19 protein-coding genes are annotated in these 25171 nt (G+C 72.8%); 6 read left to right on the top strand and 13 right to left on the bottom strand.

Annotated elements, in window-relative coordinates:
* Nucleotides 1-32 precede the first annotated feature (32 nt).
* The 3 genes from zwf to pgl all read left to right on the top strand — a co-directional run bounded on the left by zwf (nt 33) and on the right by pgl (nt 3433).
* On the top strand, nt 33-1550 hold the full coding sequence (gene zwf / locus AB0873_RS23490) for a glucose-6-phosphate dehydrogenase (protein WP_366602216.1): 1518 nt from the start codon (nt 33-35) through the stop codon (nt 1548-1550).
* 34 nt (nt 1551-1584) lie between these two features.
* Entirely contained in the window at nt 1585-2601 is a 1017-nt protein-coding gene (locus AB0873_RS23485; protein WP_366602163.1) for a glucose-6-phosphate dehydrogenase assembly protein OpcA, read from the top strand.
* Nucleotides 2602-2662: 61 nt separating this feature from the next.
* Complete coding sequence (pgl, locus tag AB0873_RS23480) at nt 2663-3433, top strand: 6-phosphogluconolactonase (protein ID WP_155331233.1); 771 nt, start codon at nt 2663-2665, stop codon at nt 3431-3433.
* A 53-nt stretch (nt 3434-3486) separates the two neighbouring features.
* Here pgl and AB0873_RS23475 read toward each other — a convergent pair whose 3' ends face one another.
* The 8 genes from AB0873_RS23475 to rapZ all read right to left on the bottom strand — a co-directional run bounded on the left by AB0873_RS23475 (nt 3487) and on the right by rapZ (nt 10558).
* Complete coding sequence (locus tag AB0873_RS23475; protein ID WP_366602161.1) at nt 3487-3837, bottom strand: RNA polymerase-binding protein RbpA; 351 nt, start codon at nt 3835-3837, stop codon at nt 3487-3489.
* Between the two features lie 139 nt (nt 3838-3976).
* Nucleotides 3977-4240 carry a preprotein translocase subunit SecG gene (secG, locus tag AB0873_RS23470; protein WP_155331231.1) on the bottom strand — a complete coding sequence of 88 codons (264 nt, stop codon included), beginning with the start codon at nt 4238-4240 and terminating at the stop codon, nt 3977-3979.
* Between the two features lie 95 nt (nt 4241-4335).
* The gene (gene tpiA, locus AB0873_RS23465) at nt 4336-5127 is read right to left on the bottom strand and encodes a triose-phosphate isomerase (RefSeq protein WP_366602159.1); all 792 of its coding nucleotides are present in this window, start codon (nt 5125-5127) and stop codon (nt 4336-4338) included.
* Entirely contained in the window at nt 5128-6351 is a 1224-nt protein-coding gene (locus AB0873_RS23460) for a phosphoglycerate kinase (RefSeq protein ID WP_155331229.1), read from the bottom strand.
* Nucleotides 6348-7352 carry a type I glyceraldehyde-3-phosphate dehydrogenase gene (gap, locus tag AB0873_RS23455; protein ID WP_366602157.1) on the bottom strand — a complete coding sequence of 335 codons (1005 nt, stop codon included), beginning with the start codon at nt 7350-7352 and terminating at the stop codon, nt 6348-6350. The genes AB0873_RS23460 and gap overlap by 4 nt, the downstream gene beginning before the upstream one ends.
* Before the next feature lie 267 nt (nt 7353-7619).
* The gene (whiA, locus tag AB0873_RS23450) at nt 7620-8600 is read right to left on the bottom strand and encodes a DNA-binding protein WhiA (protein ID WP_155334128.1); all 981 of its coding nucleotides are present in this window, start codon (nt 8598-8600) and stop codon (nt 7620-7622) included.
* Between the two features lie 54 nt (nt 8601-8654).
* The gene (locus AB0873_RS23445) at nt 8655-9677 is read right to left on the bottom strand and encodes a 2-phospho-L-lactate transferase CofD family protein (protein ID WP_366602155.1); all 1023 of its coding nucleotides are present in this window, start codon (nt 9675-9677) and stop codon (nt 8655-8657) included.
* Complete coding sequence (gene rapZ / locus AB0873_RS23440) at nt 9674-10558, bottom strand: RNase adapter RapZ (RefSeq protein WP_366602214.1); 885 nt, start codon at nt 10556-10558, stop codon at nt 9674-9676. Before rapZ ends, AB0873_RS23445 begins: the two co-directional genes overlap by 4 nt.
* Nucleotides 10559-10894: 336 nt before the next feature.
* Here rapZ and recQ point away from each other — a divergent pair, with 336 nt between their 5' ends.
* Entirely contained in the window at nt 10895-12730 is a 1836-nt protein-coding gene (recQ, locus tag AB0873_RS23435; RefSeq protein WP_366602154.1) for a DNA helicase RecQ, read from the top strand.
* Nucleotides 12731-12864: 134 nt separating this feature from the next.
* Here the strand turns inward: recQ and uvrC are convergent, their stop codons facing one another.
* On the bottom strand, nt 12865-14844 hold the full coding sequence (gene uvrC, locus AB0873_RS23430; RefSeq protein ID WP_366602152.1) for an excinuclease ABC subunit UvrC: 1980 nt from the start codon (nt 14842-14844) through the stop codon (nt 12865-12867).
* A gap of 123 nt (nt 14845-14967) precedes the next feature.
* Here uvrC and AB0873_RS23425 point away from each other — a divergent pair, with 123 nt between their 5' ends.
* Nucleotides 14968-18276: a penicillin acylase family protein gene (locus tag AB0873_RS23425; protein WP_366602150.1), complete on the top strand. Its 3309-nt coding sequence runs from the start codon at nt 14968-14970 to the stop codon at nt 18274-18276.
* Nucleotides 18277-18365: 89 nt separating this feature from the next.
* On the opposite strand, the gene AB0873_RS23420 is transcribed toward AB0873_RS23425, so the two are convergent.
* The 4 genes from AB0873_RS23420 to AB0873_RS23405 all read right to left on the bottom strand — a co-directional run bounded on the left by AB0873_RS23420 (nt 18366) and on the right by AB0873_RS23405 (nt 24301).
* Nucleotides 18366-18842: a Rieske (2Fe-2S) protein gene (locus AB0873_RS23420; protein WP_155331224.1), complete on the bottom strand. Its 477-nt coding sequence runs from the start codon at nt 18840-18842 to the stop codon at nt 18366-18368.
* A 207-nt stretch (nt 18843-19049) separates the two neighbouring features.
* Complete coding sequence (gene uvrA / locus AB0873_RS23415; protein ID WP_366602148.1) at nt 19050-21992, bottom strand: excinuclease ABC subunit UvrA; 2943 nt, start codon at nt 21990-21992, stop codon at nt 19050-19052.
* Nucleotides 21993-22232: 240 nt separating this feature from the next.
* Nucleotides 22233-23312, bottom strand: a complete 1080-nt coding sequence (gene rsgA, locus AB0873_RS23410; RefSeq protein WP_155331222.1) for a ribosome small subunit-dependent GTPase A — start codon at nt 23310-23312, stop codon at nt 22233-22235.
* 140 nt (nt 23313-23452) lie between these two features.
* Nucleotides 23453-24301: an RNA-guided endonuclease TnpB family protein gene (locus tag AB0873_RS23405; protein ID WP_366602146.1), complete on the bottom strand. Its 849-nt coding sequence runs from the start codon at nt 24299-24301 to the stop codon at nt 23453-23455.
* Between AB0873_RS23405 and AB0873_RS23400 the strand changes: the two genes are divergently transcribed.
* Complete coding sequence (locus AB0873_RS23400) at nt 24183-25055, top strand: IS5 family transposase (RefSeq protein ID WP_366602144.1); 873 nt, start codon at nt 24183-24185, stop codon at nt 25053-25055. The genes AB0873_RS23405 and AB0873_RS23400 overlap by 119 nt on opposite strands.
* The last annotated feature ends 116 nt before the right edge of the window (nt 25056-25171 follow it).

Genomic DNA, 25171 nt, shown 5'->3' with positions numbered 1-25171 from the left:
CGGACGTGACCGAGGCGGAGCGAGGAGGCGGCGTGAAGAACCCGCTACGCGACCCGCAGGACCGGCGGCTGCCGAGGATCCCGGAGCCCTGCGCTCTGGTGATCTTCGGCGTCACCGGGGACCTGGCCCGCAAGAAGCTGCTGCCGGCCGTGTACGACCTCGCGAACCGGGGGCTGCTGCCCCCGGGCTTCGTCGTGCTCGGCTTCGCCCGCCGCGACTGGGGCCACGGCGACTTCGAGACGCTGGCCTGCGAGTCGGCGAAGAAGCACGCCCGCACCCCGTGGCGGGAGGAGGTGTGGGCCCGGCTGGCCGGCAACATGAAGTTCGTCGGCGGGTCGTTCGACGACGACTCCGCGTTCGACCACCTGGCGGACACCCTGGACGAGCTGCGCAGCACCCACGGCATCCCCGGCAACGCCGCCTTCTACTTCTCCATCCCCCCGGCGGCGTTCCCGGTGGTGCTCAAGCAACTCGCCCGCACCGGCATGGCCGACAACGCCAAGTCCGGCGGGTGGCGCCGGGTGGTGGTGGAGAAGCCGTTCGGCAACGACCTGCCCTCGGCGAAGGCCCTCAACGACCTGGTCGACGACGTCTTCACCCGCGAGGACGTCTTCCGGATCGACCACTACCTGGGCAAGGAGACCGTCCAGAACATCCTCGCCCTGCGGTTCGCCAACAACCTCTTCGAGCCCCTGTGGAACTCGAAGTACGTCGACTCGGTGCAGATCACCATGGCCGAGGACGTCGGCATCGGCACCCGGGCGGGGTTCTACGACTCGGCCGGCGCCGCCCGGGACGTCCTCCAGAACCACCTGCTCCAGCTGCTGGCGCTGGTGGCGATGGAGGAGCCGACCAGCTTCGCCCCGGACGAGATCCGCACCGAGAAGCTGAAGGTGCTCAAGGCGATCACCCTGCCGAAGGACGTCGACAAGGGCACCGTCCGGGGCCAGTACCTGCCCGGCTGGGTGGGCGGCGAACGCGCCGTGGGCTACCTGGAGGAGGAGGGTGTGCCGCCGGACTCCACGACGGAGACGTACGTGGCGGTGCGGCTGGGCATCCAGAACCGCCGCTGGGCGGAGGTGCCGTTCTACATCCGGGCCGGCAAGCGGCTGCCGCGCCGCGTCACCGAGGTCGCCATCATGTTCAAGAAGGCGCCGCACCTGCCGTTCGACGACACGGACGTCGAGTCGCTGGGCAACAACCAGCTCGTCATCCGGGTCCAGCCGGACGAGGGCGTGGTCCTCAAGTTCGGCTCGAAGGTGCCGGGCACCGCCATGGAGGTCCGCGACATCGCGATGGACTTCCAGTACGGCGAGGCGTTCACCGAGTCCAGCCCGGAGGCGTACGAACGGCTGGTGCTGGACGTACTCATCGGTGACCGGACGCTCTTCCCCGACGCCGCCGAGGTCGAGCAGAGCTGGGCGGCGGTGGACCCGTTGGAGCGGGCCTGGGCGGGTACGACGCCGGAGCCGTACCGGGCCGGCGAGTGGGGGCCCCGCGCCGCCGACGAGATGCTGGCCCGCGAGGGCCGGGCCTGGCGGCGGGCGTGACGACCGAGCGACGTGAGCACACCGGGAGGCTCCTGTGATCGGCCTGTGGGACACCACCGGCAACGAGGTGGTCAAGGCGCTCGCCGCCGAGCGGCGCAGCGCCGGCGGGGTGGCCAGCGGTATGGCGCTCACCCTGATCGTGGTGGTGGACGAGAAGCGGGTCCGCGAGGCCGAGGCGGCGGCGACCATCGCCGCCGCCGCCCACCCGTGCCGGCTGCTGGTGGTGGTCCGCTCCGACGTCGAGCGGGACCGCAACCGGCTGGACGCGGAGATCGTCGTCGGCGGCCGGCTCGGCCCGTGCGAGGCGGTGGTCACCCGGATGTACGGGCGGCTGGCCCTGCACGCCGAGTCGGTGGTGATGCCGCTGCTGGTGCCGGACGTTCCGGTGGTGACGTGGTGGCACGGCGAGCCGCCGGCCGAGATCGCCACCGACTTCCTCGGTGTCGTCGCGGACCGGCGGATCACCGACGCGGCGCAGGCGGCCGACCCGGTGGCGGCGCTGCGGCAGCGGGCCTGGGACTACGTGCCCGGCGACACCGACCTGGCCTGGACGCGGATCACGCTGTGGCGCACGCTCGTGGCGGGCGCGTTCGACACCACCGAGGCGCAGGTCACCGACGCGACCGTGGTCGCGCCGCGCACCGACCCGACGGCCGCTCTGATGCGCGGCTGGTTGGCCGCCCGGCTGGGGATCGACCCGCAGTGGCAGCACACCGACCAGCACCCGCGGATGCACGAGGTGCAGCTGCGCTGCGCCAACGGCGACGAGTTGACGCTGACCCGGACCGACAGCATGGCGGTCTTCCGGCGGACCGGCCAGGAGGACCGGCACCTGCCGCTGGTCCGCCGGCCGCTCGGCGACGAGCTGGCCGAGGAGCTGCGCCGGCTCGACGCCGACCAGGTGTACGCGGAGGCGCTGGGCGCCGCGGCCGGGCTCACCGGGCTGGACCAGCGCCCCGCCCAGCGGGTGCACGTCTGGAAGGATCCGGCGGAGGCCCAGCGGGCCGAGGCGGGGATCACCGCGCACTCCGGGACCAGCGGGCAGCACTGATCGCCCGGCGACGGGCCCGACGCGGCACCGGCCCCGGGGCCGGAGAAACGAAGGCACAGGCATGAGTGAGGCGAGTGTCGCCGTCCACGCCGACGCGGAGCTGCTGGCGCAGGCGGTGGCGGCACGGCTGGTGGTCCGGCTCCTCGACGCGCAGGCCGAACGCGGCCAGGCGTCGGTGGTGCTCACCGGCGGCCGGGTCGCCGCCGCGGTGTACCGGGCGGTGGCGGCGCTGCCCGCCCGGGACGCGGTGGACTGGTCCCGGGTGGACGTGTGGTGGGGGGACGAGCGGTTCCTGCCGTCCGGTGACCCGGAACGCAACGAGACGCAGGCGCGGGCGGCGCTGCTGGACGCGGTGCCGCTGGACCCGGCGCGGGTGCACGCGATGCCGGCCTCGGACGGCCCGTCGGGGCACGACCCGGAGGAGGCCGCCGCCCGGTACGCCGCCGAACTGGCCCGCTCGGCCCGCCCGGGCACCGCCGCGCTCCCCCACTTCGACGTGCTGCTGCTCGGCGTGGGCGAGGACGGGCACGTGGCGTCGGTCTTCCCGGAGCACCCGGTGGGCTACGAGAGCCGGCCGGTCAGCGCGGTCCGCGGCAGCCCGAAGCCGCCGCCGGTCCGCATCACCCTCACCCTCCCGGCGATCAACACCGCCGAGGAGGTGTGGCTGGTGGCCAGCGGTTCGGACAAGGCCCGCGCGGTCGGCATGGCCCTCGCCGGCGCGGGTCCGGTGCAGCTGCCGGCGGCCGGCGTGCAGGGCACCGGGCGTACCCTCTGGCTGCTGGACCGGGCCGCGGCGGCCGACGTGCCGGCCCGCTTCCGCAGCCTGCGCTGAAGGTATAAGGAAGGGCCCCCTGTTAACGCCTGGCGTTGTACAGGGGGCCCTTCTTAACGCTCCGGCCGGCCGCGGCGGCGGCGCAGGGCGTCGAGGGCCTCGGCGAGGATCGCCGCACCCTCGGCGTCGGTGCGCCGCTCCTTCACGTACGCCAGATGGGTCTTGTAGGGCTCGGACCGGACGCGGCCCGGCGGGTTCCCGGGGTCGCGGCCGGCGGGGAGCCCGCAGCGCGGACAGTCCCACACCTCGGGTGCCGGCGCCTCGGCGGCGATCCGGATCTCGACGTCGTGGCCGTTGCGGCACCAGTAGGTGACCGGCCGGCAGGGAGCCGGCTCGTAGCGTTCGGCGGGGCGGGCCGGGGCGGAGCCCACCCGGCTGCCCCGGAGGACGTTACCGTTGCGCACGGCTGCCAGCTCCTTCGTCGGAGGGGAACCGCCGTCGAGGGGTGGCGGCGGGCGACGCGGTGCAGCGGGATTGAAACGGACTGCGCGCGGCCCGTCGGGGGACGGACCGCGCGCAGATTGTACGACTTGGCGCGCCTGCTCAGGCGACGCCGCTGGTCTGCTGGAGCCGGAGCCAGAGCCCGAGCCCGACGATGCAGGCGAACCAGACGATGCCCACCAGCACGGTGTAACGATCCAGGTTCTTCTCGGCGACCGACGACCCGGCCAGGCTGGAGCTGACACCGCCGCCGAACATGCTGGACAGCCCGCCGCCCTTACCGCGGTGCAGCAGGATCAGCATGGTGAGCAGGATGCTCGTGATGACCAGCAACACGATCAACGTGTATGCGAACCAGATCGGCATGGCTGGGGACAGTCCTCTCGTTGCGATCCTCGCCCGGGCAGATCGGGCACGGTGGCACCGGCCGGCGGACGGGCGGAGTCAAGAATAGCGAGCGATCAGCGGGCGGTGTGCTCCGGGAACCGGCAGATCTTCGCGAACTCCTCGGCGTCCAGGCTGGCACCGCCGACCAGGGCGCCGTCCACGTCCGGCTGGGCCATGATCGCCGCCACGTTGGAGGACTTGACCGACCCGCCGTACAGGACCCGGACCTGGTCCGCGGTCTCCGAGCCGAAGGTGTCGGCCAGGCGCTGGCGGACCGCCGCGCACACCTCCTGGGCGTCCTCCGGGGTGGCCGTCTTGCCCGTGCCGATCGCCCAGACCGGCTCGTACGCGACCACGACCTTCGTCACCTGCTCGGCGGAGAGCCCCTTGAGGGCGCCGTCGAGCTGGTCGCTGCAGTGCGCCACGTGGGTGCCCTGCTCGCGGACGTCCAGCCCCTCCCCCACGCAGAGGATCGGGGTGAGCCCGTGGGTCAGCGCCGCCTGCACCTTCGCGTTGACCAGCGCGTCGTCCTCGTGGTGGTACGCCCGCCGCTCGGAGTGGCCGACCACCACGTAGCTGCAGCCCAGCTTCGCCAGCATCGGGCCGGCGATGTCCCCGGTGTACGCTCCCGACGTGTGCGGCGACAGGTCCTGCGCGCCGTAGCCGATGAGCAGCTTGTCGCCGTCCACGGCAGTCTGCACCGTCCGCAGGTCGGTGTACGGCGGCAGCACCACCGTCTCGACCTCGGTGAGCTGCTTCTCGGTGAGGCTCGCGGCGAGCTTCTGCACCAGCAGGTTCGCCTCGAGGTGGTTGAGGTTCATCTTCCAGTTGCCGGCCATCAGCGGCCGGCGGGTGGTGCTAGCCATTCAGTTCTCCAGGGCCGCGATGCCGGGGAGGGTCTTGCCCTCGAGGTACTCCAGGGAGGCGCCGCCACCGGTGGAGATGTGGCTGAAGGACTTCTCGTCCAGGCCGAGCACGCGCACCGCCGCGGCGGAGTCACCGCCGCCGACCACGGAGAACGCGTCGGACCCGGCGATGGCCTCGGCCACCCCCCGGGTGCCGTTGGCGAAGGCCGCCATCTCGAACACGCCCATCGGGCCGTTCCAGAAGATCGTCTGGGCGTTCGCCGGGTCGCCGGTGGCGGACGTCTTGACGGCGGCGGCGAAACCCGCCACCGTCTCGGGGCCGATGTCCAGCCCGACGCGCTTGCTCGGGATGCCGTCCGCGGGGACCACGTCGTGCGGCGAGTCGGGGGCGAACGCGTCCGCGGCCACCACGTCGACCGGGAGCAGGATCTTGTTCTCGGAGCGCTCCAGCAGGTTGCGGCAGGTCTCCACCATGTCCTCCTCCAGCAGGGAGGAGCCCACCTCGTGGCCCTGGGCCTTGAGGAAGGTGAAGCACATGCCGCCACCGATGAGCAGCCGGTCGACCTTGGGCAGCAGCGCCTCGATCACCGCGAGCTTGTCGGAGACCTTGGAACCGCCGAGCACCACCACGTACGGGCGCGCCGGGTCGCCGGTCAGCGTGGAGAGGACCTCCACCTCGCGCAGCAGCAGCCGGCCGGCGTAGTGCGGCAGCCGCGCCGCGACGTCGTACACGCTGGCGTGCTTGCGGTGCACCGCGCCGAACGCGTCGTCGACGTACGCGTCGCCGAACGCGGCGAGCTGATCGGCGAAGGCACCCCGCTCGGCGTCGTCCTTGCTGGTCTCGCCGGCGTTGAAGCGCAGGTTCTCCAGGAGGGCGACCTGACCGTCGGCCAGGCCCTCCACGGTGGACCGGGCGGAGTCGCCGACGGTGTCCTCGGCGAACCGGACCTCGGCGCCGAGCAGCTCACCGAGCCGCCCGCCGACCGGACGGAGGCTGAACTGCGGGTCCGGGCTGCCCTTCGGCCGGCCCAGGTGCGAGCAGACGACCACCTTCGCACCAGCCTCGACCAGCGCCGACAGGGTCGGCAGGACGGCGCGGATGCGGCCGTCGTCCGTGATGTCACCGGTCTGCTTGTCGAGCGGGACGTTCAGGTCGGCGCGCACCAGCACGCGCCGACCCGACACCCCCTCGGCGAGCAGGTCGTCGAGGGTCCGGATGCTCACAGCGACTGACCAACCAGCTTCACGAGGTCCACCAGGCGGTTCGAGTAGCCCCACTCGTTGTCGTACCAGCCGACGACCTTCACCTGGTTGCCGATGACCTTGGTCAGCGGCGCGTCGAAGATGCACGACGCCGGGTCGGTGACGATGTCGGTCGACACGATCGGGTCCTCGTTGTAGACCAGGATGCCCCGAAGCGGGCCGTCGGCGGCGGCCTTCATGGCGGCGTTGACCTCGTCCACCGAGGTCTCCCGGCCGACCGTGACGGTCAGGTCGGTGGTGGAGCCGGTCGGGATCGGCACCCGCAGCGCGTAGCCGTCGAGCTTGCCCTTCAGGTCCGGCAGCACCAGGCCGATCGCCTTCGCGGCGCCGGTGGAGGTCGGGACGATGTTCAGCGCGGCGGCCCGGGCGCGGCGCAGGTCCTTGTGGGGGGCGTCCTGCAGGTTCTGGTCCTGGGTGTACGCGTGGATGGTGGTCATCAGGCCCTGCTGGATGCCGAACGTGTCGTGCAGGACCTTCGCCATCGGCGCCAGGCAGTTGGTGGTGCAGGAGGCGTTGGAGATGATGGTGTGCTTGGCCGGGTCGTACTGGTCCTGGTTGACGCCCATGACGACCGTGACGTCCTCGTTCTTCGCCGGCGCCGAGATGATGACCTTCTTGGCCCCGCCGTCGATGTGCGCCTTCGCCTTGGTGCCGTCCGTGAAGAAGCCGGTCGACTCGATGACCACGTCCGCGCCGACCTCACCCCACGGCAGCGCCGCCGGGTCCTTCTCGGCGTACGCCTTGATGGTCCGGCCGCCAACGGTGATCTCGTCCGCGGTGGCCTTCACCTCCTGCGGGAGGCGGCCGAGGATGCTGTCGTACTTGACAAGGTGGGCGAGCGTCGCGTTGTCGGTCAGGTCGTTGACCGCCACGACCTCGATGTCAGCGCCGGACGCCAGCACTGCCCGGAAGAAGTTGCGGCCGATCCGGCCGAAGCCGTTGATGCCAACCCGGATGGTCACAGGTCCCATCTCCTCGCGTTCTGGTCCGCCGGCGTGGTGACCCGCGGCCGGCGGAGTGGTGTGCGCCGACCGTTGGAGCCGGCCGTTGACAGTTCATCTCGGCCGCCCCGCCGCGGTCTGTCGGACCTGACCGCCCGAGGCGGTGAGCACGGCGAGGAGTGCCGGTGCCGGCCCCCTTGCCGTACGCAGCGACCATATCCGAGCGCGCGGGGTCGCGCTGCGGCGGGTGGTGATCCTTCCCGCGCCGTAGGACCCGCCACCGTCCTATCAGACCACGAGCATGTCGGGCGTGACAGCCGCTTCGGTATCCGGGATGCCCAGGTCACGCGCCCGCTTGTCGGCGAGCGCGAGCAGCCGCCGGATCCGGCCGGCGATGGCGTCCTTGGTCAGCGGCGGGTCGGCGAGCGCGCCCAGCTCCTCCAGCGAGGCCTGACGGTGTTCCAGCCGCAGCCGGCCGGCCGAGGTCAGGTGGTTCGGCGCGTCCTCGGCGAGGATCTCCAGGGCCCGGGTCACCCGGGCGGCGGCGGCCACCGCGGCGCGTGCCGAGCGGCGCAGGTTCGCGTCGTCGAAGTTGGCCAGCCGGTTGGCGGTGGCGCGCACCTCGCGCCGCACCCGACGCTCCTCCCAGGCGAGGACGCTGGCGTGGGCGCCGATGCGGGTGAGCAGGGCGGCGATCGCGTCGCCGTCCTTGACGACCACCCGGTCCACCCCGCGCACCTCCCGGTTCTTCGCGGTGATGCCGATGCGGCGGGCCGCGCCGACCAGGGCGAGCGCCGACTCCGGGCCGGGGCAGGTGATCTCCAGTGCGCTGGACCGGCCCGGCTCGGTCAACGAGCCGTGCGCCATGAAGGCGCCCCGCCACGCGGAGACCGCGCAGCAGACGTTCGCGGCGACCACGTGCGGCGGCAGGCCCCGCACCGGCCGGCCGCGGACGTCGAGGAGCCCGGTCTGCCGGGCCAGGGACTCGCCGTCCTTGACGACCCGGACGATGAAGTGGCTGCCCTTGCGCAGGCCGCCGGAGGCGAGCACGTGGATCTCGCTCGGGTACCCGTACACCTCGGCGATCTCCCGCCGCAGCCGCCGGGCCACCGCGCCGGTGTCCAGCTCGGCCTCCACGACCACCCGGCCGGAGACGATGTGCAAACCGCCGGCGAAGCGCAGCAGCGCCGCCATCTCCGCCCGCCGACAACAGGGCTTGGGCACGTCGACCCGGCTCAGCTCGTCCTTGACCGCCGCCGTCATCGCCATTGTGCGTCCCCTCACGGACCGGTTCCGGCGTGTCGCCGGAGATTACGTACGTGTCTAACGAGCGGCGCCCAGGACCGGCACCAGAGCGGCACCGAGGGCCGCCGGATCATGACGGGGAGTGCCGTCGGTGACCGCGACAGGGGCGAGGACCAGCCGGGCACCAAGCGATTCTGCCGCACGCCCGACCGGTTCGGGATCACCCACCGCCTTGGAATCCCCGAGCACGTAGTCCACCTTCAACTCCGGTAGGTACCAGCGCAGCTCAGCCAGGTGGTCGGCGAGGGACAACCCGAACGTCTCCTTCTCCGCCGCCAGGTTGAGCGTGACCAGCCGGCGGGCCGGGCTCCCGACGATGGCGGCGGCCAGCTCCGGCACCAGCAGGTGCGGCAGCACGCTGGTGTACCAGCTGCCCGGCCCGAAGATCAGCCAGTCGGCCGCGCCGATCGCGTCCAGCGCCTGCGGGCAGGCCTCCGGTGCCTCCGGGTTGAGCCGCAGCGACTCGACCCGCCCCGTGGTGACGGCCACCTGGTGCTGGCCGGTGACGGTGTCGACGTCGTCGGGACGGGCCGGGTCGACGCCCCGGACCCGCGCCTCGATCCCCACCGGCTCGCAGGACATCGGCAGCACCCGGCCGACCGCGCCGAGCATGGCGCCGGCGTGCTCCAGGGCGGCCACCGGGTCGCCGAGCAGCTCCATCAGGCCGCAGAGGACGAGGTTGCCCACCGCGTGCCCGGCCAGCCCGTCGCCCTGCGGCACGGTGTGCCGGCCGGCGGCCCCGGTCCGGGTGCCCGGACCGGCCCCCGCCGCCGACACCTCGGCGAAGCGGTGCTGGAACAGCCCGGCGCTGCGCCGGGTCGACGGGTGGTCTCCGGCCAGCGCGACGAGGGCCTGGCGCAGGTCGCCCGGCGGCAGGCCACCCCGCTCGGCGCGCAGCCGGCCGCTCGATCCGCCGTCGTCGCCGACGGTGACCACGGCGGTGATGTCCAGGTCGAGCTCGGGTGCGCAGCGCCGCAGCGCACGCAGCGAGGCGGAGAGGCCGTGCCCTCCCCCGAAGGCGACCACGCGGGTGGCCGTCATTCGCGCCCCAGGTCGCGGTGCTGGGCGTTGGCGGCGATACCGGACTGGCGCAGCCGCGCGGCCAGTTCCTCGGCGATGGCGACGCTGCGGTGCTTGCCGCCGGTGCAGCCCACCGCGACGGTCAGGTAGCGCTTGCCCTCCCGCTCGAAGCCGGCGGTGGTGGCGTTGACCAGGTCGGCGTACGTGGCCACGAAGGCGTCCGCGCCCTCCTGGCCCAGCACGTACGAGCTGACCGCCTGCTCCCGCCCGGTGTGCTCGCGCAACTCCGGCACCCAGTACGGGTTCGGCAGGAACCGGGCGTCGCACACGAAGTCGGCGTCCGGCGGGAGCCCGTACTTGAAGCCGAAGGAGAGCACGGTGACCCGCAGCCGGCGGGCGTCCTCCCCGCCGAACAGCTCCTCGATGCGCCGCCGCAGCTGGTTGACGTTCAGGTGACTGGTGTCGATGATCACGTCGGCCTGGTCGCGGGCCTCCGCCAGGAGCCCACGCTCCACCGCGATGCCGTCGGCGAGCCGGCCCTCTCCCTGGAGGGGGTGCGAGCGGCGGACGCTCTCGAACCGCCGGATCAGCACCTCGTCGTCGGCGTCGACGAAGACCACCCGGGGCGAGAAGCCGCGTTCCTTGAGCTCACGGATCGCCCCCACCAGGTCGGTGGAGAACGCCCGCGAGCGCACGTCCAGCACCATCGCCGTACGCCGGGCGGCGCCGCCGGCCTTCATGGCCAGCTCGGCCATGTCGAGCATGAGCGCCTGGGGCAGGTTGTCCACCACGTAGTAGCCGACGTTCTCGAGAGCCCGGGCGACGGTGCTGCGACCGCCGCCGGAGACGCCGGTCACCACCACGAGGGTGGTGTCCGCCTCCGCCGGCACCGGCTGGCCCATGATCTCCGCAGCCGCCGTGGCGGCCTGCTCCGCGGTCCGCGCCTCGCTCACCAGAAAACCCCCACCCGTGACGTCGCGGCCGGCCCGGCCGCGCATGGTCAGTCAGCGACTCTAACGGCTCCGACCCCACCCGGGATTCCACGGGGTGGCGCCCGGAACACCTGATTGTCCGGATACGTCGTGTTCCACCCGGCCGACCGCCCGTCAGCGGTGGCGTCGGCCGTGGCGCTCGGCCGCGCTTGATATCCGGCGCTCGCGATGGCACCAGCCGGGTGTTCGGCCGCGCGTCAGCCGCGCGTTCGGCCGCGCGTCGGGGGTCGCTCGTAGACTGCGCCAATGTCCTCCCCCACGGATCAGCGGCCCGGCGCGCTGGAGGCGCTGCGCCGGGTCTTCGGCTACGACGCGTTCCGGGGCTTCCAGCAGGAGGTCGTCGACCACGTGGTGGCCGGCGGCGACGCGCTGGTGCTGATGCCGACCGGTGGCGGGAAGTCGCTCTGCTACCAGATCCCGGCGCTGGTCCGCGACGGCGTGGGCGTGGTGGTCTCGCCGCTGATCGCCCTCATGCAGGACCAGGTCGACGCCCTGACCGCGGTCGGCGTCCGGGCCGGCTTCCTCAACTCGACGCAGGACCCGCAGGCCCGGCGCCGGGTGGAGGCGGCGTTCCTCGCCGGCGAGCTGGACCTGCTCTACCTCGCCCCGGAGGCCCTCGCCGGCCGCGGCACGGTCCACCTGCTGGAGCAGGGGCGGATCGCGCTGTTCGCGATCGACGAGGCGCACTGCGTGTCGCAGTGGGGGCACGACTTCCGCCCCGACTACCTCAACCTGTCGATGCTGCACGAGCGCTGGCCGGGCGTCCCCCGCATCGCGCTCACCGCCACGGCCACCAGCGCCACCCGCGCCGAGATCGCGACCCGGTTGCGCCTCACCGAGGCCCGGCACTTCGTGGCGAGCTTCGACCGGCCCAACATCCAGTACCGCATCGTGCCCAAGCGGGAGCCACGCAAGCAGTTGCTCGGCCTGCTGCGCGACGAGCACGCGGGCGACGCGGGCATCGTCTACTGCCTGTCCCGGGCCTCGGTGGAGAAGACGGCCGAGTTCCTCGTCGGGAACGGGATTCCCGCCCTGCCGTACCACGCCGGGCTGGACGCGGCGACCCGGGCGGCGAACCAGCAGCGCTTCCTGCGCGAGGACGGGCTGGTCATGGTCGCGACGATCGCGTTCGGCATGGGCATCGACAAGCCGGACGTCCGCTTCGTCGCCCACCTGGACCTGCCGAAGTCGGTGGAGGGCTACTACCAGGAGACCGGTCGCGCCGGCCGCGACGGGCTGCCGTCGACGGCGTGGCTCGCGTACGGCCTCCAGGACGTGGTGCAGCAGCGCCGGATGATCGAGACGTCGGAGGGCGACCTGGCGCACCGGCGCAACCTGGCCGCCCACCTGGACGCGATGCTCGCGCTCTGCGAGACGGTCCGCTGCCGGCGGATGCAGTTGCTGGAGTACTTCGGTGAGACCTCCGCCGCCTGCGGCAACTGCGACACCTGCCTTGAGCCCCCGGAGTCCTGGGACGGCACGGTTCCCGCGCAGAAGCTGCTCTCCACGGTGTACCGGCTCGACCGCGAGCGCAACCAGCGGTTCGGCGCCGGGCACTGCGTCGACATCCTGCTCGGCCGCACCACCGACAAGATCACGCAGTACGGGCACGACTCGCTGACCGTGTTCGGCGTCGGCGCGGAGCTGAGCGAGGCGGAGTGGCGGGGCGTGATCCGCCAACTGCTGGCCGAGGGGTTGCTGGCGGTCGAGGGCGACTACGGCACCCTGGCCCTCACCGGGACCAGCGGCGAGGTGCTGGGGCGGCGCCGCACGGTCATGCTGCGCCGCGAGCCGGCCCGCGCGCCGTCGGGCCGGTCGGCGAAACCACGCGGCGCGGCGACCGTGGTCGCCGAGCTCACCCCGACCGCCGCCGGCGTCTTCGAGCGGCTGCGCGCCTGGCGGGCCGCCACCGCGAAGGAGCAGGGCGTCCCGGCGTACGTGATCTTCCACGACGCCACCCTCCGCCAGATCGCCAACGACGCGCCGGCCTCCCTCGCGGACCTGTCCCGGGTCAGCGGGGTCGGTGAGGCGAAGCTCGCGAAGTACGGCGAGCAGATCCTCACCGTCCTCGCCGAGACCTGACCCGACCCCCGTCACACCGCGCCGCGTCGCACCCGTTCCAAACTCCAAGCAACATCGGGGAAGTTGCTGCCTCAGCCGCGCGGGAGGCAGCGACTTCCCCGACGTTGCCGTCTCGTCGCCTGCGGGCGCGGCGGTCAGTCGGCGGCCTGAGGCTTCGACTCGCCGCCGAGCGCGGCGAGGATCGCCTCGGCTGTCCGCCGGCCGACGCCCGGCACCTCGGTGATCTCCTCCACGCTGGCGGCGGAGAGTCGCTTGAGCGAGCCGAAGTGCCGCAGCAACGCCTTGCGCCGCACCTCCCCCAGGCCGGGCACCCTGTCCAGCGCCGACTCGGTCATCCGCTTCGAGCGCCGCTGCCGGTGGAACGTGATCGCGAACCGGTGGGCCTCGTCACGGACGCGTTGTAGCAGGTAGAGCCCCTCGGAGGTGCGCGGCAGGATGACCGGGAAGTCGTCGTCGGGCAGCCACACCTCCTCCAGCCGCTTGGCCAGCCCGCACAGCGCCACGTCGTCGACGCCGAGCTCCGCGAGGGCCTGGGCGGCCGCCGCGACCTGCGGCGCGCCGCCGTCCACCACCACCAGCTGCGGCGGGTACGCGAACTTGCGTGGCCGCCCCGTCGTCGGGTCGATCAACGTGCCGACCCGCGGCTCGTCGGGGACTCCGTGCCCGGCCGGGGCCTCCGGGTCGTCGGCCGACTCGACGCCCGCCTCACCGGTCTCGGCCCGGGCGTCGAGGTAGCGGGCGAAGCGCCGCCGCAGCACCTCGGACATCGCGGAGAGGTCGTCGGTGGCGCCCCGGATGATGAACCGCCGGTACTCGCTCTTGCGGGGCAGCCCGTCCTCGAAGACGACCATGCTGGCGACGACGTCGGTGCCCTGGATCTGGGAGATGTCGAAGCACTCGATGCGCAGCGGCGACGTCCGCATGCCCAGCGCGTCGGCGATTTCGTCGAGGGCCTTGCTGCGGGTGGTGAGGTCGCCGGCCCGCTTGAGCTTGTGCCGGGCGAGCGCGTCCCTGGCGTTGCGTTCCACCGTCTCCAGCAGGGCGCGCTTGTCGCCGCGCTGCGGCACGCGCAGTGTCACCCGGCTGCCCCGGTGGGTGGAGAGCCAGTCGGCGAGCGCGTCGGCGTCGGCGGGCAGCTCGGGGACGAGCAGCTCCCGGGGGACGTCGGCCTCGCCGTGCTCTCCCCCGTAGACCTGGGTGCAGAAGTGGTGCACCAGGTCGCCGGTGGTCAGCTCCTCGGTCTTCTCCACCACCCAGCCGCGCTGGCCGCGCACCCGCCCGTCGCGGACGTGGAACACCTGGACGGCGGCCTCCAGGGGGTCGTCGGCGAACGCGACCACGTCGGCGTCGGTGCCGTCACCGAACACCACGGTCTGCTTCTCCAGCGCCCGGCGCAGGGCGGCCAGGTCGTCGCGCAGCCGGGCGGCCCGCTCGAACTCCAACTGCGCGCTGGCCTCGCTCATCTCGCGTTCCAGCTTGCGGACCATGGTGTCGGTGCGACCGCCCATGAAGTCGCAGAAGCCGTCGACGATGGCCCGGTGCTCGTCGGCGGAGACGCTGCCGACGCACGGGGCGGAGCACTTGCCGATGTAACCCAGCAGGCAGGGCCGGCCGACCTGGCCGGCCCGCTTGAACACGCCGGAGGAGCAGGTGCGCGCGGGGAAGACCCGCAGCAGCAGGTCGAGCGTCTCGCGGATCGCCCAGGCGTGCGAGTACGGCCCGAAGTAGCGCACCCCCTTGCGCTTCGCGCCCCGCATCACCTGCAGGCGCGGGAACTCCTCGTCGAGCGTGACGGCGAGGTAGGGGTAGGACTTGTCGTCCCGGTAGCGGACGTTGAACCTCGGGTCGTACTGCTTGATCCAGGTGAACTCCTGCTGGAGCGCCTCCACCTCGGTGGCGACGGAGATCCAGTCCACCGACTCGGCCGTGAACACCATCTGCCGGGTGCGCTGGTGCAGGTTGACCGGGTCGGCGAAGTACGAGTTGAGTCGGCTGCGCAGGTTCTTCGCCTTGCCGACGTAGATCACCCGACCGGTGCCGTCGCGGAAGCGGTAGACCCCCGGCGACTCCGGGATCGTGCCGGGCGCGGGACGGTAGGTCGAGGGGTCAGCCACGGCAGCAAGCCTAGTCCGCGCCCCCGACAGCCCCGGGTCGTCGGCGCACCCCGGATAACTGATTGACGTCTTCCGATGCAAGGCGGGAAAGGTTACCATCCGGTTTCCGAATGTTATTCGTGAATGATCCCCATCCCCCGGGAGATCACCATGCCGCGTACCCCCCACCCCCTGCTCGCCGGCGTCACCGCCCTCGCCGGGGTCGCCGCCCTGCTGGCCACCACCCCCGTCGCAGCCGACGCCACCACCGCGACGGCGAGCGCCACCGCGACGGCGACCGCCGCCGCCGCTACGGGCGCCCGCCCGAGCGTCACCACCTTCACCCCCGACGACCACTGTCTCGGCGAGTGCGGCGACATCCTGCCGCCCGGCCAGAACGGCAACGCCACGCTGGTCGAGATCCTGGGCCACCAGGCCCTCGGCACCCTGCCCCGGCACTCCGCCGACCAGCTCGGCCGGTACGCCGACCTCGTCTACGGCTACGCCGGCCTGCGCGAGGACCAGATCGGCACGTTCTTCAACGACGCCTCCTTCGGCGTCCCACCCGGTCAGGTCGAGCGGGACTACTCGCCGCGTGCCGACGTGCGGATCGTCCGCGACAAGGCGACCGGCGTCCCGCACGTCACCGGCACCACCCGAGGCGGAACCATGTTCGGCGCCGGGTACGCCGGTGCCGAGGACCGGCTGTTCACCATGGACCTGCTGCGCCGCGTCGGCCGGGGCAGGCTGACCTCGTTCGCGGGCGGCGCACCCGGCAACCGGGCATTGGAGCAGAGCGTCTGGCGCACCTCGCCGTACACCGAGGCCGACCTCCAGGCCCAGGTGGAGGCGCTGCGGACCAGGGCCGGCGCGCGCGGCGAGCAGCTCCACGCCGACGTGCAGGAGTACGTGGCCGGCATCAACGCCTACATCGGCGCCTGCATGGCGAACCGCAACTGCCCCGGCGAGTACGTGCTCACCGGCCACCTCGACGCGATAACCAACGCCGGCGGTCCGGAACCGTTCCGGATGACCGACCTGATCGCCATCGCCGGTGTCGTCGGTGGCCTGTTCGGCGGCGGTGGCGGGATCGAGATGCAGTCCGCGCTGGTCCGCATCGCCGCCCGCGCCCGGTACGGCCCGGTCGAGGGCGACCGGGTGTGGAACGGGTTCCGCGGCCGGAACGACCCGGAGACGGTGCTGACCCTGCACGACGGGCAGAGCTTCCCGTACGGCGACGCCGACGACGACGCCCCCAGCGTGGTGCTGCCCGACGCCGGGTCGGCGCGGGTGGAACCCGTGGTGGCCGATGCGACCGGCTCGGCCGCCGGCACGGCGGCGGCGACGTCGACCCGCTCGTCGGAGCTGGCGGCGGCGCTGTCCGGGCTCACCGTCGGCGCGGCCCACCGGGGCATGTCCAACGCGGCGGTCGTCTCCGCCGCCCACTCGGCCACCGGCCACCCGATCGCCGTGTTCGGGCCGCAGACCGGCTACTTCGCGCCGCAGCTGCTCATGGTGCAGGAGCTGCAGGGCCCGGGCATCAGCGCCCGCGGCGCCGCGTTCGCCGGCCTGAACCTGTACGTGCTGCTCGGCCGGGGCCGCGACTACGCGTGGAGCGCCACCTCCTCGGCCCACGACATCACCGACACGTACGCCGTCCCGCTGTGCACCCCCGACGGCGCGACGCCCACCCTGGCGAGCAACCACTACCTGTTCCGTGGCCGGTGCCTGCCGATGGAGGAGATCACCCAGGTCAACCGGTGGAGCCCGACGGTCGCGGACGGCACCCCCGCCGGGTCGTACAAGCTGGTCGCCCGGCGGACCAACCTCGGCCTGGTGGCGTGGCGGGGCACGGTCGACGGACGACCCCACGCCTTCACCCAACTGCGCTCCACCTACCGCCACGAGGCGACCTCGGCGATCGGCTTCCAGATGTTCAACGACCCCGGGCAGATGGGCACCGCCGACGCCTTCACCACCTCGGCGAACCACGTCGAGTACGCCTTCAACTGGTTCTACGTCAACTCCACCCAGGCGGCGTACTTCAACTCGGGACGCAACCCGGTACGCGCCGACGGGTCCAACCCGAACCTGCCGATGCGGGCCGAGCAGCGCTTCGAGTGGCAGGGCTACGACCCGGCCACGAACACCGCCAGGTACGCGCCGCTGGTGGCCCACCCCCGCTCCGTGGACCAGGACTACTACGTCAGCTGGAACAACAAGCAGGCCCACGACTTCGGCGCGGCCGACGGCAACTTCAGCTTCTCCGCCGTACACCGGGGTGACCTGCTGGACCGGCCGGTGCGGGCGGAGATCGCGGCCGGGCGGAAGGTCGACCGCGCGTCGCTCACCGCGCTCGTGCAGCGGGCCGGTCTCACCGACCTGCGCGCCGCCGAGGTGCTCGGGGAGCTGATCCGGGTGCTGGAGAGCCAGCCCGTCACCGACGCCACCCTGGCCGCCGAGGTCTCCCGGCTCAAGGCCTGGCGGGCGGCGGGGTCGCTGCGGGTCGAGACCGCACCCGGCTCGAAGGTCTACCAGCACGCCGACGCGATCCGGACCCTCGACGCGTGGTGGCCGCTGCTGGTCCGGGGCGTGTTCCGGGCACCGCTCGGTGCGGATCTCTACCAGTCGCTGGTCAACACGATGCAGGTCGACGAGCCGCCTTCCGGCCGCCACGGCGGCGACGTCTCGGACCTGCCGACCTCCGCGAACAGCGCCCAGACCCACAAGGGCTCCGCCTTCCAGTACGGGTGGTGGGGCTGGGTCGACAAGGACCTGCGCGCGCTCCTCGGCGAGCCGGTACGCGGCGGCCCCGGGCGGGCCTTCTGCGGCGACGGAAACCTGGCCGCCTGCCGGCAGGTCCTGCTCGACACGCTGCGGGCGGCGAGCACCACCCCGGCCGCCCAGGTGTACCCGGGCGACGAGCACTGCGCCGCCGGCGACCAGTGGTGCGCCGACGCCATCGTGCAGTCCCCGCTCGGCGGCATCACCCACGCGAAGATCGCCTGGCAGAACCGCCCGACCTTCCAGCAGGTCGTGTCGTTCCCGGCGCGGCGCGGCGACGACCTGCCGAACCTGGCGGCGGGCCGGCCGGTGACGGCGTCCAGCAGCCAGTGGTTCCACGGGCCCGGCCGGGCGGTCGACGGCGACGACCGGACCCGCTGGGCCAGTGCCTGGTCCGACGACCAGTGGCTCACCGTCGACCTGGGCACGGCGCGGCAGGTCGGCCGGGTGGTCGTCGCCTGGGAGGCGGCGTACGCCCGGTCGTACCGGATCGAGGTCTCCACGGACGGGACCAGCTGGCGCACGGCGTGGTCGACCACGGCCGGGGACGGCGGCACGGACGTGGCCGCCTTCCCCTCCGGGTCGGCCCGGTACGTGCGGATGCGCGGGCTGACCCGGGCCACCTCCTACGGGTTCAGCCTGTGGGAGATGGCGGTGTACGCCCGCTGAGACGAGGCCCGGCCGGCGCGGGTGTTTCCGCGCCGGCCGTGCGCCGGGTGCCTGGGTCACCGGGGGCGCCGCGGCGGGCCCGGCCCGGGTCAGGCGAGCGAGATCCGGTCGCCGTCGACCGTGACGTTCTTCGCCGGGAGAGGCTGGGTGGCCGGGCCGGCCTTCACCGAACCGTCCTCGATCGAGAACTTGCTGCCGTGGCAGGTGCAGTTGATCGTGCCGCCGTCGACGTTCGACACCGGGCAGCCCTGGTGGGTGCAGATCGGGTCGAAGCCCTTGAACTGGCCCGGCGACGGCTGCGTGATCACGACGCCCTGGGCGGCGAAGACCGCGCCCCCACCGACCGGGATGTCGGTCGTCCGGGCCAGGGACTGGGCGCCCTGCCGGTCGCCCCCGCCGGCGTCGCCGGTGTTGGACACGGCCGGGCCCGGGCTGGGCGCGCCGTCGCCGGAGTCGTCGCTGCCGCAGGCCGCCAGGACGACCGCCGCGCCGACGGCACCCGCGCCGGTCAGCAGCGCCCGACGGGTCTGGGTGCCCGGTCCGGTCAGCGCCTGATCGTCACTCATGCCTCGCCCTCTCCTCGACACGCCGCTCGTCATGATCCGCGGCTCTATCCCGGTACACGGACCACTCTGCCCGGCGGTTCACCCGATCGGCGACCCGGCCGCCGGCAACGGACGCCCAGGCTCCGGACCCGGGCCGGCTTCCGTCACCGAACCGCCGCCGGGCACGGACGCCGAGTGCCGGCCCCTGGGCGGACGTCCCGGCGGGGCTCAGCGGGCGCCGGCCGGCACCTTCCGCGTCGTCCGGGTCTTCGCGCCGTTGGCCTTGGCCGCCCGCGAGGTGGCCGCGGCGGCGCCCTTCGCCTCGCCGTCGAGCTTGAGGACCTGGCGCAGGAACTGGCCGGTGTGGCTCTCGGGCACCTCGGCGACCTCCTCCGGGGTGCCGGTGGCGAGCACCGTGCCGCCCCGGTGGCCACCCTCGGGGCCCATGTCGATGATCCAGTCAGCCGACTTGATCACGTCGAGGTTGTGCTCGATGGTGATCACCGTGTTGCCCTTGTCGACCAGCCCCTCCAGGACCATCAGCAGCTTGCGGATGTCCTCGAAGTGCAGACCGGTCGTCGGCTCGTCGAGCACGTATACCGTCCGCCCGGTAGAACGCTTCTGCAACTCGGAGGCGAGCTTCACGCGCTGCGCCTCGCCGCCGGAGAGGGTGGGCGCGGGCTGGCCCAGCCGGACGTAGCCGAGACCGACGTCGACCAGGGTCTTCAGGTGCCGGTGAATGGCCGGGATGGCGGAGAAGAACTCGGCGGCCTCCTCGATCGGCATGTCGAGCACCTCGGCGACCGTCTTGCCCTTGTAGTGCACCTCCAGGGTCTCCCGGTTGTACCGGGCGCCCTTGCAGACCTCGCACGGGACGTACACGTCGGGCAGGAAGTTCATCTCGATCTTGATCGTGCCGTCGCCGGAGCAGGCCTCGCAGCGGCCACCCTTGACGTTGAACGAGAACCGGCCGGGGCCGTACCCCCGGACCTTCGCCTCCGTGGTCTCGGCGAAAAGCTTTCGGATGTGGTCCCAGACGCCGGTGTAGGTGGCCGGGTTGGAGCGCGGGGTGCGGCCGATCGGCGACTGGTCCACACCGACGACCTTGTCGACGTGCTCCAGGCCGGCCACCCGGGTGTGCCGGCCCGGCACCAGCCGCGCGCCGTTGATCTGGTTGGCCAGTACGGCGTGCAGGATGTCGTTGACCAGGGTCGACTTGCCGGAGCCGCTGACCCCGGTGACCGCGATCAGCTGGCCGAGCGGGAAGCTCACCGTCAGGTTGCGCAGGTTGTGCTCGCGGGCGCCGTGCACGGTCAGCTCCCGCCCCGGCGTCTGCGGGCGACGCTGCCGGGGCGTCGGGATCACCTTGCGGCCGGACAGGTACGCCCCGGTGACCGAATCCGGATTGTCCAGCAGGGCCGGGACGGACCCGCTGTGCACGATCCGGCCGCCGTGCTCGCCGGCGCCCGGGCCGATGTCGACGATCCAGTCCGCGGTGCGGATGGTGTCCTCGTCGTGCTCGACCACGATCAGCGTGTTGCCCAGCCCGCGCAGGCGGACCAGCGTCTCGATCAGGCGGTGGTTGTCCCGCTGGTGCAGGCCGATCGACGGCTCGTCCAGCACGTACAGCACGCCGACCAGACCGGAGCCGATCTGGGTGGCGAGCCGGATGCGCTGGGCCTCGCCCCCGGATAGGGTGCCGGCGGGCCGGTCCAGGGAGAGGTAGTCGAGGCCGACGTCGAGGAGGAACCGCAGCCGGGCGTTGATCTCCTTGAGGACGCGCTCGGCGATCAGCTTCTGCCGGTCGGTCAGCTCGATGCCGGCCAGCAGGTCGGCGCACTCCCCGACGGACAGGTTGCAGACCTCGGCGATGCTCTTGCCGGCGAGGGTCACCGCGAGCACCTCGGGCTTGAGCCGGGCGCCGCCGCAGGCCGCGCAGGGCACGTCCCGCATGTAGCCCTCGTACTTGTCGCGTGACCACTCGGACTCGGTGTCCGAGTGGCGGCGCTCGATCCACTGCACCACGCCCTCGAAGCCGGTGTAGTAGGAACGCTCACGGCCGTACTTGTTCCGGTAGCGCACGTGCACCTGGTCGTCGGAGCCGTGCAGGATCGTCTTCTGCGCCCGCGACGGCAGCGCCCGCCACGGCGTGTCGACGTCGAAGTGCTCCGCCTCGCCCAGCGCCTCCAGCAGGCGCAGGAAGTATTCCAGGTTGTGGCCGGTCGACCAGGGCTGGATCGCGCCCTCGCGCAGGGTGCGCTCGGGGTCCGGGACGACCAGCTCCGGGTCGACCTCCTTCTTGGTGCCGAGGCCGGTGCACTCGGGGCAGGCGCCGTACGGTGCGTTGAAGGAGAAGACCCGGGGCTCCAGGTCCTCGATGGCGAGGGGGTGGTCGTTGGGGCAGGCCAGGTGCTCCGAGTAGCGGCGCTCCCGCTCCGGGTCGTCCTCGGGCAGGTCGACGAAGTCGAGCAGGACGATGCCGCCGGAGAGGCCGAGCGCGGCCTCGACCGAGTCGGTCAGCCGCTGCTTGGCGCTGGGCTTGACGCTGAGCCGGTCGATGACCACCTCGATGGTGTGCTTCTCCTGCTTCTTGAGCTTCGGCGGCTCGGTCAGCGGGTGCACGACGCCGTCGACGCGGGCCCGCGCGTAGCCCTTGGCCTGGAGCTCGGCGAAGAGGTCCACGTACTCGCCCTTGCGGCCGCGCACGACCGGGGCGAGCACCATGAACCGGGTGCCCTCGGCCATCGCGAGGACCCGGTCGACGATCTGCTGGGGGCTCTGCCGGGAGATCCGCTCCCCGCAGACCGGGCAGTGCGGCTCGCCGATGCGGGCGAAGAGCAGGCGCAGGTAGTCGTAGACCTCGGTGATCGTGCCCACGGTCGACCGGGGGTTGCGCGAGGTCGACTTCTGGTCGATGGACACGGCGGGGCTCAGGCCCTCGATGAAGTCCACGTCCGGCTTGTCCATCTGGCCGAGGAACTGCCGGGCGTACGACGAGAGCGACTCGACGTAGCGGCGCTGCCCCTCGGCGAAGATCGTGTCGAACGCCAGGCTCGACTTGCCCGACCCGGACAGCCCGGTGAACACGATGAGGGCGTCCCGCGGCAGGTCGAGACTGACGTCACGCAGATTGTGCTCGCGCGCGCCACGGATGATCAGTCGGTCGGCCACGGTGGCTGTACTCCCGGGTGCAGAAGATGGGGTGGTTCTGTCCGCTCGACGGCCCGTCCGAGCGGTTGTGCGGGCGCGGGAAAGGCGCCTCGGCAAGACTAGTCCTGAGGTACGACACTTTCCCTCGCCCGCACATTCCCCCAGCTCAACCCGGTCCGGTGGACCGCCGGCACCCGGCCGCCGGCCGCCGGGCACCCGGCCGCCGGGGCGTCGGACGCCGGGGCGTCGGACGCCGGCGGGTCAGAAGTCCCCCGCCGCGGGCGGTCGGGCGGACCGGCCCGCCCGCCGGCGCCCGCCACGCCAGCCGCCGCGCCGTTCCGCGGCGAGCCGGGCGTCGCGCCGCCGCGTCTCGTACCCCACCTCGCGTTGCAGCCGTCGCCAGCTCTCCCACCGCCGGGCGGTCAGCTCCCCGGACTCCAGCGCCTCCCGCACCGCGCACGCCGGCTCCCCGTCGTGCCCGCAGTCGGCGTACCGGCAACCGGTGGCCAGCGCGGCGATGTCGGCGAACGCCCGGTCCAGACCGGCGGAGCCGTCGAGCAGGCCCACCGCCCGTACCCCCGGGGTGTCCAGCACGGCCCCGCCGCCCGGCACCGGGACCAGCGCCCGCCAGGTGGTGGTGTGCCGGCCCTTGCCGTCGACCCGGCGGATCGCCTGGGTCGGCATCACCACCGCCCCGGCCAGGGCGTTGACCAGGCTCGACTTGCCCGCGCCGGACGGCCCGAGCAGGCCCAGCGTCCGGCCCGGCGCCACCTCCGCGCGCAGCGGGCCGAGCCCGCTGCCGTGTTCCGCGCTGACCGGCAGCACGGGCACGCCGGGCGCCACGGCCGCGATCTGCCGGGCCAACGCCGCCGGGTCGGGGGCCAGATCGGCCTTGGTCAGAACCACGACCGGGCGCGCGCCGGACTCGTGGGCGAGCGCGAGCAGGCGCTCGATCCGTGCCATGTCCGGTTCCGGGTGCACCGGCTCGACCACCGCCGCGGCGGTCAGGTTCGCGGCCAGCACCTGGCCGCTGGCGTCCTTGCCGGCGGTACGGCGGACCAGCGCGGTTCGCCGGGGCAGCACCGCCTCGACCGTGACGTTGCCGTCCGGCCAGGTGGCGAGCAGCACCCAGTCACCCGCGCAGGGCAGGCAGGTCAGGTCCCGGGCGGCGGCGGCCAGCACCGCCCCGCCGAGCGTGGCGCGGACCGGGCCGTCCACGCCGAGGACGGTGCACACGCCGCGGTCGACCCGGGCCACGCGGCCCGGTCGCTGGTCGGTGCGCCGTCGTACGTCACGCGCCCGGTCGGCGTCCCAGCCGAGGGCGGTCAGGTCGATCGTCATGGCGTCCTCACGGGTGTGGGTTCGGATGGCTCACGCGTGCTCCGACCGGCACGATCACCACCTCCTCCGACCTCCCGGTGCCGCGTTCGACGCCGACGGTAGGGCGCGCGGCGACCCGCCGAAAGCGATTTCCGTTCCTCTCATGACGCAGGAGTGAGCTCATGATCGGATGTCCTGCCTTGCGGTGGGACGGTCCCGGTCTTGCCCACAGACGTGGTGCCGGGTTGACGTTTCACAGCCACCGGCCCCGCGGGCGGGGTCTTACAGTCGGCTCGGCGTCCGTTTAGCGTCTCCGGGCCACTCCCGGCGACGGCGGCCGCCAGGGCCGCCAGGTTGCGTGCGGCGTTGACGTCCCGGTCCGCGACCAGGCCGCAGGTGGTGCAGGTGAAGGTGCGCTCGGACAGGGCCAGCTTGGTTCTCACCGCTCCGCAGCCCGAGCACGTTTTCGAGGAGGGGTACCAGCGATCGGCCACCACCAGCCGGCCGCCGTACCACTGGGTCTTGTAGACGAGTTGCCGGCGGATCTCGGCGAAGCCGGCATCAGCGATCCGCCGGGACAGTCTGCGGTTGCGCAGCATGCCGGCGACGTTGAGGTCCTCGACCACGATCGTGCCGTACGTGGCGGCGAGGCGGGTGGTGAGCTTGTGCAGGCCGTCGCGGCGCAGGTTCGCCACCCGGGCATGCACCCGGCCGAGCCGGCCGCGCGCCCGCTGCCACCGCTTAGTGAGCGTTTGAGAAGTGGGGCGGGTCCGTCGGCGTGTCGTGTTGGACGTGAGAGAAGGCCCTCGGTAGGTCCGGTGGTGTCGAGCCAACCGTTTCCATGCCGAGGGCCTTCTGATGACGTTGTACCCGATCGCTGGTGTCCAGTCTGTGTCGCCTCGCCGGTATCCCGCGCAGCGGGTGCGGCGGGAGCGGGAGCGTGCGGTGCGGCGGCGGTATCCCAGTGATCTGACTGATGCGCAGTGGGCGTTGATTGCGCCGCTGGTCATGCCGGCGCCGGGTGTTCGTCGGGGGCGGCCGCCAGCGCATCCGATGCGGGCGATCGTCGCGGCGATTCTGTACGTGACCTGCACGGGCTGCCCGTGGCGGGCCCTGCCCCGGGAGTTCCCGCCACCGGGAACGGTGTACTGGTGGTTCGCCCGGTGGCGTGATGATCACACGTTGATGCGTCTGCACGACCGGCTGCGGGAGCAGTGCCGCACCGCCGCCGGCCGCCACCGACACGCCACGGCGGGGATCATCGACTCCCAATCGGTGCGCGCCGCGGACACCGTGCCCCGACACAGCCGCGGCTTCGACATGGCCAAGAAGGTCAACGGCCGCAAACGCCACATCGTCGTGGACACCCTGGGCCTGCTGCTGGCCGTCATGGTCACCGCAGCACACGTCAACGACCGCAGCGTCGCCCGGCACCTGCTGTGGCGCACCCGCCTGTTTCACCCCGGCCTGCGCCTGGTCTGGGCCGACGGCGGTTACATCGGCACCCTGGCCACCTGGGCCCGCCACGCCCTGGACCTCACCGTGCAGCTGGTCCGCAAACTCCCCGGACAACACACCTTCGTCGTGCTGCCCCGACGCTGGGTCGTGGAACGCACCTTCGCCTGGATCAGCAAGAAACGCCGATGCGTGCGCGACTACGAACACCTACCCGCCAGCCACGCCGCGTTCGTCACCTGGGCCATGATCCACGTCATGGTCACCCGCCTGGCCCGAAACACGAACCCGGCCCAGGCCAACACCTGAGCCGAGATCTCAAACGCTCACTAAGAGCGTGTTTGAGATGGGGTTGATCAGGTTCAGGTGAAGGTGCGGCGGGCTTGACGCCGGGCTGGTCGGCCGCGGGTGATGCGGCGGGTGAT

The organism is Micromonospora sp. NPDC047707 (assembly GCF_040704235.1).
Lineage (GTDB): Bacteria > Actinomycetota > Actinomycetes > Mycobacteriales > Micromonosporaceae > Micromonospora.
The sequence above is the reverse complement of the archived record's forward strand: the minus strand, read 5'-3'. Positions and strand labels throughout refer to the sequence as shown.

Coding starts and splice junctions, on each gene's coding strand:
- AB0873_RS23425 (WP_366602150.1), top strand. CDS start 14,968: ATGATCCCCATCCCCCGGGAGATCACCATGCCGCGTACCCCCCACCCC.
- AB0873_RS23445 (WP_366602155.1), bottom strand. CDS start 9,677: ATGACGGCCACCCGCGTGGTCGCCTTCGGGGGAGGGCACGGCCTCTCC.
- AB0873_RS23420 (WP_155331224.1), bottom strand. CDS start 18,842: ATGAGTGACGATCAGGCGCTGACCGGACCGGGCACCCAGACCCGTCGG.
- rapZ (WP_366602214.1), bottom strand. CDS start 10,558: ATGGGCCAGCCGGTGCCGGCGGAGGCGGACACCACCCTCGTGGTGGTG.
- pgl (WP_155331233.1), top strand. CDS start 2,663: ATGAGTGAGGCGAGTGTCGCCGTCCACGCCGACGCGGAGCTGCTGGCG.
- rsgA (WP_155331222.1), bottom strand. CDS start 23,312: ATGACGATCGACCTGACCGCCCTCGGCTGGGACGCCGACCGGGCGCGT.
- secG (WP_155331231.1), bottom strand. CDS start 4,240: ATGCCGATCTGGTTCGCATACACGTTGATCGTGTTGCTGGTCATCACG.
- AB0873_RS23405 (WP_366602146.1), bottom strand. CDS start 24,301: ATGACCAGCGGCGCAATCAACGCCCACTGCGCATCAGTCAGATCACTG.
- whiA (WP_155334128.1), bottom strand. CDS start 8,600: ATGGCGATGACGGCGGCGGTCAAGGACGAGCTGAGCCGGGTCGACGTG.
- recQ (WP_366602154.1), top strand. CDS start 10,895: ATGTCCTCCCCCACGGATCAGCGGCCCGGCGCGCTGGAGGCGCTGCGC.
- tpiA (WP_366602159.1), bottom strand. CDS start 5,127: ATGGCTAGCACCACCCGCCGGCCGCTGATGGCCGGCAACTGGAAGATG.